The following is a 6,275-nucleotide window of genomic DNA, read 5'->3' as shown; positions in this document are numbered from 1 at the left end:
AACCTGGGGGATGACCTGTGGTTAGGGGTGAAAGGCCAATCAAACTCCGTGATAGCTGGTTCTCCCCGAAATGCATTTAGGTGCAGCGTCGTGTGTTTCTTGCCGGAGGTAGAGCACTGGATAGGCGATGGGCCCTACCGGGTTACTGACCTTAGCCAAACTCCGAATGCCGGTAAGTGAGAGCGCGGCAGTGAGACTGTGGGGGATAAGCTCCATGGTCGAGAGGGAAACAGCCCAGAGCATCGACTAAGGCCCCTAAGCGTACGCTAAGTGGAAAAGGATGTGGAGTCGCAGAGACAACCAGGAGGTTGGCTTAGAAGCAGCCATCCTTGAAAGAGTGCGTAATAGCTCACTGGTCAAGTGATTCCGCGCCGACAATGTAGCGGGGCTCAAGCGTACCGCCGAAGTCGTGTCATTCCAGCACATACCCCCAACGGGGGCTGGGATGGGTAGGGGAGCGTCGTGTGCCGGGTGAAGCAGCCGCGGAAGCGAGTTGTGGACGGTTCACGAGTGAGAATGCAGGCATGAGTAGCGATACACACGTGAGAAACGTGTGCGCCGATTGACTAAGGGTTCCTGGGTCAAGCTGATCTGCCCAGGGTAAGTCGGGACCTAAGGCGAGGCCGACAGGCGTAGTCGATGGACAACCGGTTGATATTCCGGTACCCGCTTTGAAACGCCCAATACTGAATCCTCTGATGCTAAGGCCGTGAAGCCGTCCTGGACCCTTCGGGGAAAGGGAAGTGGTGGAGCCGTCGAACCAAGGTGGTAGTAGGTAAGCGATGGGGTGACGCAGGAAGGTAGTCCAACCCGGGCGGTGGTTGTCCCGGGGTAAGGGTGTAGCCCGTTGTCCAGGTAAATCCGGATGACATTAAGGGTGAGACCTGATGCCGAGCCGATTGTGGTGAAGTGGATGATCCTATGCTGTCGAGAAAAGCCTCTAGCGAGTTTCATGGCGGCCCGTACCCTAAACCGACTCAGGTGGTCAGGTAGAGAATACCGAGGCGTTCGGGTGAACTATGGTTAAGGAACTCGGCAAAATGCCCCCGTAACTTCGGGAGAAGGGGGGCCATTTCTGGTGATCCGATTTACTCGGTGAGCTGGGGGTGGCCGCAGAGACCAGCGAGAAGCGACTGTTTACTAAAAACACAGGTCCGTGCGAAGCCGTAAGGCGATGTATACGGACTGACGCCTGCCCGGTGCTGGAACGTTAAGGGGACCGGTTAGTCACATTTCGGTGTGGCGAAGCTGAGAACTTAAGCGCCAGTAAACGGCGGTGGTAACTATAACCATCCTAAGGTAGCGAAATTCCTTGTCGGGTAAGTTCCGACCTGCACGAATGGCGTAACGACTTCTCGACTGTCTCAACCATAGGCCCGGTGAAATTGCACTACGAGTAAAGATGCTCGTTTCGCGCAGAAGGACGGAAAGACCCCGGGACCTTTACTACAGTTTGATATTGGTGTTCGGTTCGGCTTGTGTAGGATAGGTGGGAGACTTTGAAGCGGCCACGCCAGTGGTTGTGGAGTCGTCGTTGAAATACCACTCTGGTCGTGCTGGATGTCTAACCTCGGTCCGTGATCCGGATCAGGGACAGTGTCTGATGGGTAGTTTAACTGGGGCGGTTGCCTCCTAAAGAGTAACGGAGGCGCCCAAAGGTTCCCTCAGCCTGGTTGGCAATCAGGTGTTGAGTGTAAGTGCACAAGGGAGCTTGACTGTGAGACCGACGGGTCGAGCAGGGACGAAAGTCGGGACTAGTGATCCGGCAGTGGCTTGTGGAAGCGCTGTCGCTCAACGGATAAAAGGTACCCCGGGGATAACAGGCTGATCTTCCCCAAGAGTCCATATCGACGGGATGGTTTGGCACCTCGATGTCGGCTCGTCGCATCCTGGGGCTGGAGTCGGTCCCAAGGGTTGGGCTGTTCGCCCATTAAAGCGGTACGCGAGCTGGGTTTAGAACGTCGTGAGACAGTTCGGTCCCTATCCTCTGCGCGCGTAGGAATATTGAGAAGGGCTGTCCCTAGTACGAGAGGACCGGGACGGACGAACCTCTGGTGTGCCAGTTGTCCTGCCAAGGGCATGGCTGGTTGGCTACGTTCGGAAAGGATAACCGCTGAAAGCATCTAAGCGGGAAGCCTGCTTCGAGATGAGTATTCCCACCCCCTTTGAGGGGTTAAGGCTCCCAGTAGACGACTGGGTTGATAGGCCAGATGTGGAAGCCCGGTAACGGGTGGAGCTGACTGGTACTAATAGGCCGAGGGCTTGTCCTCAGTTGCTCGCGTCCACTGTGTTAGTTCTGAAATAACGAACGACCGTGTTGTATCCGGTGTTGGTTAATTTCATAGTGTTTCGGTGGTCATTGCGTTAGGGAAACGCCCGGTTACATTCCGAACCCGGAAGCTAAGCCTTTCAGCGCCGATGGTACTGCAGGGGGGACCCTGTGGGAGAGTAGGACGCCGCCGAACAATCTTTCAATGTCGGCCCCTGAACTTCGGTTCAGGGGCCGACGTTTTTTTATGCCCTGTCACTTGGTGTTCACGTGCGGCGAGCAGCATGCAGCCATGAGTACCGCGAGGTTCCTGAAGTCCGCAGGCGTCCGGGTCGGCGACGAGGTCGTCGTGCCGGCATACGGTGACGCCGAAGCGGCCGCGGCTGTGGTGATGGCCGGAGCCAGGCCCGTCTTCGCCGACATAGATCCTGAGAGCTACTGCCTCGACCCGGAAGCGGTCGCTGCCGTACTCACCCCACGTACCGCCGCTGTCGTGGCGGTCTCCACCTTCGGGCACCCCCCGGACCTGGCACGCATCGTCGAGCTCGGGCGGCTGCACGGGCTCCTCGTCGTCGGGCCCGCAGACTCCGTCGCATCCGCGGACGAAGTCCAGCAACGCCGTTCGCACGCCGGTTATCTGGGGGACCGGCTGACCGGCGTACGGACGCCGGTGCACCACGCGGCCCACACCTACCAGCGTTACGTCGTCCGGGTCCCGGGCAACGGGCGCCCCGACCGTGACGCGTTCGCTCAGGCCCTGCGCCGCAGGGGAGTGGGCTGCGAGGTGCCCGTGACCACGCCCGTGCACCGCATGCCGGCCTTCCGCCGGGACGTGCGGTTGCCCGAGACCGAGCGGGCAGCCGACGAGACACTCGCGCTTCCGGTGCACGGTCCGCTGCGCCGGCGGGAACTCCAGCGCATGGTCTCCTCCTGCAACGCACTCGGTGGTCTGCTCCAACCCGCCTTCTGAGCCCCGCGCTTCGGCCCCGTGCCACCGGAGGCGAGAAGACGGAAAGGGGGCAGAACAGAGAGGGCGCGGTGGCGGGAAGCACCATCGGCTTCGGGTATGATCTACCTTGTTGCTGCGCCCCAATAGCTCAGTCGGTAGAGCGTCTCCATGGTAAGGAGAAGGTCTACGGTTCGATTCCGTATTGGGGCTCTCACACCGAAAGGCCCCCGCCGGTTGGCGGGGGCCTTTCGCGTATCCGCTACTTGGGCGGTTCGGGCACCCGCATGGCCAGGATCGCCATGTCGTCCGATGCGGGCTCGGCGGCGAACCGCTCCACCGCGCGCAGAATGCGGCCGGCCACCGCGCCCGCCGTCAGCCCGGTGCACGTGCTGAGGACGACGGCCAGGCCGTCGTCGCCGAGCATGCGTGTCCCCTCGCGGCGCTCCGTGACGCCGTCCGTGACGCACAGGAGCACGTCACCCGGCTGGAGGGTCACATCCTGCTCGTACAGCTCCAGGTCCTCCATCACCCCCAGCAGCGGCTGCGGCTCCGCCGCCGGCTCCACCGTGCCGTCCTGCCGCAGCCGCAGTGGCAGCGGATGCCCGGCGCAGACGACCTTGAGCAGGGCGCTGCCGTCCTCCTGGGGCCACAGCTCCCCGTACAGGAGCGTCAGGAAGCGGCTCCGGGAACCCTCGTCGAGGATGGCGGCGTTGAGCCGCTCCAGGACAGCGGGGCCCGAGAAGCCCTCTCTGGCGAGCAGGCGCAGCGCGTGACGGGCCAGGCCGGTGACCGCGGCCGCCTCGGGTCCCGTGCCGCAGACGTCGCCGATGGCGAACCCGTAGGCGCCGTCCCGGATCGGGAAGAGGTCGTAGAAGTCGCCGCCGACCTCGTTGCCCTCGCCTGCCGCCCGGTAGATGACCTCGACCTCGACATTGGGCACATCGGGCAGGCCCGGCGGCAGGAGACTGCGCTGCAGGGCCTGACTGATGGCGGTGCGCTCGGAGTACAGGCGGGCGTTGTCGAGGGCGAGCGCCGCACGGCGTGAGAGGTCCTCCGCGAGCTCCAGGATCTCCTGGCGGAAGTGGTCGTCGGACGGCTTGCCGAGGGTGAGCATGCCGATGACGCGGTTACGGGCGACCAGCGGCAGCACCACGGTCTCGCCGCCGACCGCTGCGGCCGTGGCGAGCGTGGTGCCGATGCCCGAACCGAGCGCCGGACTCGACCCGAGGCCGAGGCTGCGCATCGACGACGTCAGAGCCGCCTGGTGCGCCGCCTCACCGGGCGCCGCCCAGCTCCGGGCACCCGGTGTCGGGACCGGCTCGGGCGGGCTGATGCGGGAGAGCAGTGCCTTGAGCCCGTCGATGCGCTCCTCGTCCTCGTGCAGCACGTACGAGAGGTACGGCTCCGACGACTGGTCGGCGATCGTGTAGACGGCACACCAGGCGGCCAGTGTCGGCACGGTCATCTGTGCCATCAGGGCAAGCGTCTGATCGCGGTCGAGGGTGCCTGCAAGCAGGTCGGACGCCTCGACGAGGAACGAGAGCGAGCCGCGGCGCAGCTTCTCCAGCTCGCCCAGGCGGGCCGACTCCACGGCGAGCGCGATGCGGTCGGCGGCGAACTGCAGACGCAGCGCCTGCTCGTTGGAGTACCGGCCGGGAGCCTCCGTGGAGACCCCGAGGGAGCCGGTGAGGCGGCCCTCGACCTTGAGCGGGACGGTGACGACCGAGCGCATGCCGGTGCCGTTCAGGAGCGGCACGGCGCCCGGTACGGCCGCCAGGTCCTCGTGGACGGCGGGCATCCGCGCCGATCCGTACCGTCCGGTGCCCGCCTCGACGGGGACGCGGGCGAAACGCTGCCGGGCGGAGGGCAGTCCCGTCGTGGCCCGTACTTCCAGCTCCGTCTCGTCGTCCGTCGCGAGGAGCAGGAACGCGGCGTCGGCGTCGAGCATGTCCCGGGCGCGCTCGACGGTGCGCTGGAGGAGACCGTCGAGGTCGTCAGGGGCGGGGGAGCCGATGAAGACCTCGAACGGGTCGGCGGTGCGGTGGTCGGAGAAGGAGTTCGAGTCGTTCTGCGGGGTGCGCGCAGGTGTCTGGAGGATCGCGCGCTCGTAGTCGTTGACCAGGAGGCACACAGTGCTCGGTTCGCCCTGCGCGTCCCGCACCCGCAGATGGGAGGCGTACACCGGGACGACTCTGCCGTCGGCGGTACGGATGCCGTAGCTGCCCTCCCAGCGGGAGAGCTGGAGGGCGTCGGCGATGCCGGTGCCGGTGCCAGGGGTGTGCGGCCAGGCGGCGAAGTCGGTGAGCTGTTTGCCGACGACCTGCTCGGCCGGGTGGCCGAAGAGCTCCGTCGCGTCCTCGTTCCACGAGGAGACCGCGCCGGTCCGGTCGATCTGGATCACCGCTACCCGGAGCCGCCCGTCGGCCACGGGGAGGAGCTCCGCGGGGAGCAGCGGTCCGGCCGAGCGCGCGCCCACCGGGCGCTGCGGAAGGTCGAGTTGGAACCAGACCTGTTTCTGGGTGGGTGTGTAGTCGACACCCCAGCGGGAGGCGAGCGCCGCGCAGAGCAGCAGCCCGCGGCCGCCCTCCCGGTCAGGGCTCCCGAAGGACTGGTCCGTGCCCTGGAGCGGGACCTCGCGCTCCGGGTAGTGGTCGGCGACCTCCACCCGGATGCCTTCCTCCGTACGCAGGCACAGGACATCGGCGTTGGTGCCCGCGTGGACCACCGCGTTGGTGACCAGCTCGCTGGTGAGGACGACCGCGTCGTCGACGACGTCGGAATACCCCCAGCCCTGGAGGGTGTCACGGACAAAGGTGCGGGCGGTCGCTACCGACCGCCCGACCGGTTCGAAACTGGCAGCCGCCCGCGCGGTGATCACAGAACTCCTCGTACGCGTCTCGACGCCCGGCTCTGCCATGTCGGCCCGCCCCTCGCTGCCCGGTGGTAGTACTGGTGCCTCCGCCCCCGCCGGGCGGACCGGGACGGTTGGACAGCCGGATGCCAGGTTACTTACCTTCGCGGTCCGAGCGGATGCCGGTTACCGGGTTTCCGCCCCGA

2 protein-coding genes, 1 tRNA gene and 2 rRNA genes (1 of these 5 only partly in view) are annotated in these 6,275 nt (G+C 65.2%); 4 read left to right on the top strand and 1 reads right to left on the bottom strand.

Features of this window, described 5'->3' with window-relative positions; genetic code table 11:
• From OG584_RS08195 to OG584_RS08180, 4 genes are all read left to right on the top strand, one after another.
• A 23S ribosomal RNA gene (locus tag OG584_RS08195) occupies positions 1 to 2,270 on the top strand (it extends 855 nt beyond the left edge of the window).
• Positions 2,271 to 2,348: 78 nt separating this feature from the next.
• Positions 2,349 to 2,465 (top strand): 5S ribosomal RNA (gene rrf / locus OG584_RS08190).
• Between the two features lie 96 nt (positions 2,466 to 2,561).
• Positions 2,562 to 3,239, top strand: a complete 678-nt coding sequence (locus OG584_RS08185; protein ID WP_405776541.1) for a DegT/DnrJ/EryC1/StrS family aminotransferase — start codon at positions 2,562 to 2,564, stop codon at positions 3,237 to 3,239.
• A 116-nt stretch (positions 3,240 to 3,355) separates the two neighbouring features.
• Positions 3,356 to 3,428 (top strand) — tRNA-Thr (locus OG584_RS08180).
• Between the two features lie 49 nt (positions 3,429 to 3,477).
• Here the strand turns inward: OG584_RS08180 and OG584_RS08175 are convergent.
• The gene (locus OG584_RS08175) at positions 3,478 to 6,135 is read right to left on the bottom strand and encodes a SpoIIE family protein phosphatase (protein ID WP_405776539.1); all 2,658 of its coding nucleotides are present in this window, start codon (positions 6,133 to 6,135) and stop codon (positions 3,478 to 3,480) included.
• Between the last annotated feature and the right edge of the window lie 140 nt (positions 6,136 to 6,275).

This window comes from Streptomyces sp. NBC_00859, from assembly GCF_045161865.1.
Taxonomy (GTDB): domain Bacteria; phylum Actinomycetota; class Actinomycetes; order Streptomycetales; family Streptomycetaceae; genus Streptomyces.
This window is presented reverse-complemented; position numbering and strand designations above follow the sequence as displayed.